General features: G+C 40.8%; 5 protein-coding genes and 1 pseudogene. All 6 read left to right on the top strand.

Annotated elements, in window-relative coordinates; genetic code table 11:
* Positions 1-361: pseudogene (locus NSB03_RS20610) on the top strand (hypothetical protein); the annotation flags it as partial.
* Between the two features lie 14 nt (positions 362-375).
* Positions 376-528: a hypothetical protein gene (locus tag NSB03_RS20605; protein WP_159102176.1), complete on the top strand. Its 153-nt coding sequence runs from the start codon at positions 376-378 to the stop codon at positions 526-528.
* A gap of 29 nt (positions 529-557) precedes the next feature.
* Positions 558-824, top strand: coding sequence for a hypothetical protein (locus tag NSB03_RS20600; protein WP_024988946.1), 267 nt, complete (start codon positions 558-560; stop codon positions 822-824).
* A 25-nt stretch (positions 825-849) separates the two neighbouring features.
* Positions 850-984, top strand: coding sequence for a hypothetical protein (locus NSB03_RS20595; protein ID WP_257466633.1), 135 nt, complete (start codon positions 850-852; stop codon positions 982-984).
* A gap of 40 nt (positions 985-1024) precedes the next feature.
* Positions 1025-1207 carry a hypothetical protein gene (locus NSB03_RS20590; protein ID WP_007478430.1) on the top strand — a complete coding sequence of 61 codons (183 nt, stop codon included), beginning with the start codon at positions 1025-1027 and terminating at the stop codon, positions 1205-1207.
* Between the two features lie 22 nt (positions 1208-1229).
* Positions 1230-1417 (top strand): hypothetical protein (locus NSB03_RS20585; protein ID WP_217938624.1); only part of this gene is annotated, 188 nt, incomplete at its 3' end.

The following is a 1417-nucleotide window of genomic DNA, read 5'->3' as shown; positions in this document are numbered from 1 at the left end:
GTGGATAAGACACTTGCGCATGGCCTACGACAGTTCGTCGATTACGGATGAAGTGGTCACAGCAATAGCCTATCTGAAAGAATCCGGCGTATCAGCGCATAGGCTCTTCTTCTATATACTTGTGAAAGATGGGCAGATTGAGGATGCAGAAAAGAGGGCTTTGCTCCTTGATTCTTTGGGATGTACACCGTTCGCCATGTCTTACCGGGACTTAGATAAGAATACTCCAGTATCGGACGAACAACACCGCTTTGCGTGGTGGTGTAACCAACGGCAAGCATTTAAGAGTTGCAAGTTTAAAGATTTTAATCCGGCAACAAGAGGAAAAGAAATATTAACCCAGCCAAGTTTATTTGGCTAATAACCATAATAAATATGAATAGAAGAACTTATAAAATTGATATTGACTTTGATATTCGTTTTTGGGCGTTATTCCCAGCAATAAATATCAATCTACATAGCAGGGAATTTGAGTTTGAATGGCTATGTCTTGGCGTTTATACAGGTAAACAGAGATATAATATATGAGAAATGGAATAATTCAAATAAAATCAGCAATGAAATCAACAATTACCACCCCCGATAAATTAACCACGCTACAAATAGAAGGCAGTAGTGGAACTTATAAAATATTCAGTAGCTTCCGCCCCATGGAATCCCCTGCGTTCGTGGATGCGGTGGACCGGAAGTATAACCTGGCGGAGATAAAGAATCTTTCCGGCGGAAAAGGTTATTTCCTGGTACACTTGAACAGGGAGCAGCAGGAAACCATACAGGAGGATTTAAACGCTATCCTTTGCGATAGTGTGCCGTGTCTTCTGTAAACTAAGACGATCTTAACGAAATGCCATGAAAGAAGACAGACGCTTAAGAAACCTACGTTATCAGATGCGGAAGAAAGGTTACCAGTTCGATACAAAGAACCTGGTAGCCATTTTATGCCTTCACATGACAAACGTTCTTTTCTCCAGGAAAGGAGATTAAGCAAATTCGGTTTTTCAATTCAGTATAACATGTTTGAACAATGAAAGATAAAAATTTAAAATACATCGCCCACGCTATTATCGTGGTTGCCTTTATGGGACTGATCGCCTTTGTCATTTATTATACGGGTAAAACCGCTTTTCTTTGGCTGTTATTATTCGTTTTCCTGTACCAACCTTGGGGAGACTTGAAAACAAAACAGGAGAAAAACAACGAAGAATAAGTAACTATGTAACTTTATAACGATGATAAAGGCAGAAGACATCTACAAAGTGACCAACAACGGGCTGGATATAATTCTACATTATTATCCGCAAGCCCGGGATTGTGTCGGAACCAACCGCCATTTCAAACGCCGGCCGTCAGAGGACGACGCATCGGCCTGTATCAAATTGTTCGGTAAGGAAGGTTCCCAGCAGGTTTATAAGGTAAC

The organism is Bacteroides acidifaciens, assembly GCF_024623065.1.
Classification (GTDB): Bacteria; Bacteroidota; Bacteroidia; order Bacteroidales; family Bacteroidaceae; genus Bacteroides; species Bacteroides acidifaciens.
This window is presented reverse-complemented; position numbering and strand designations above follow the sequence as displayed.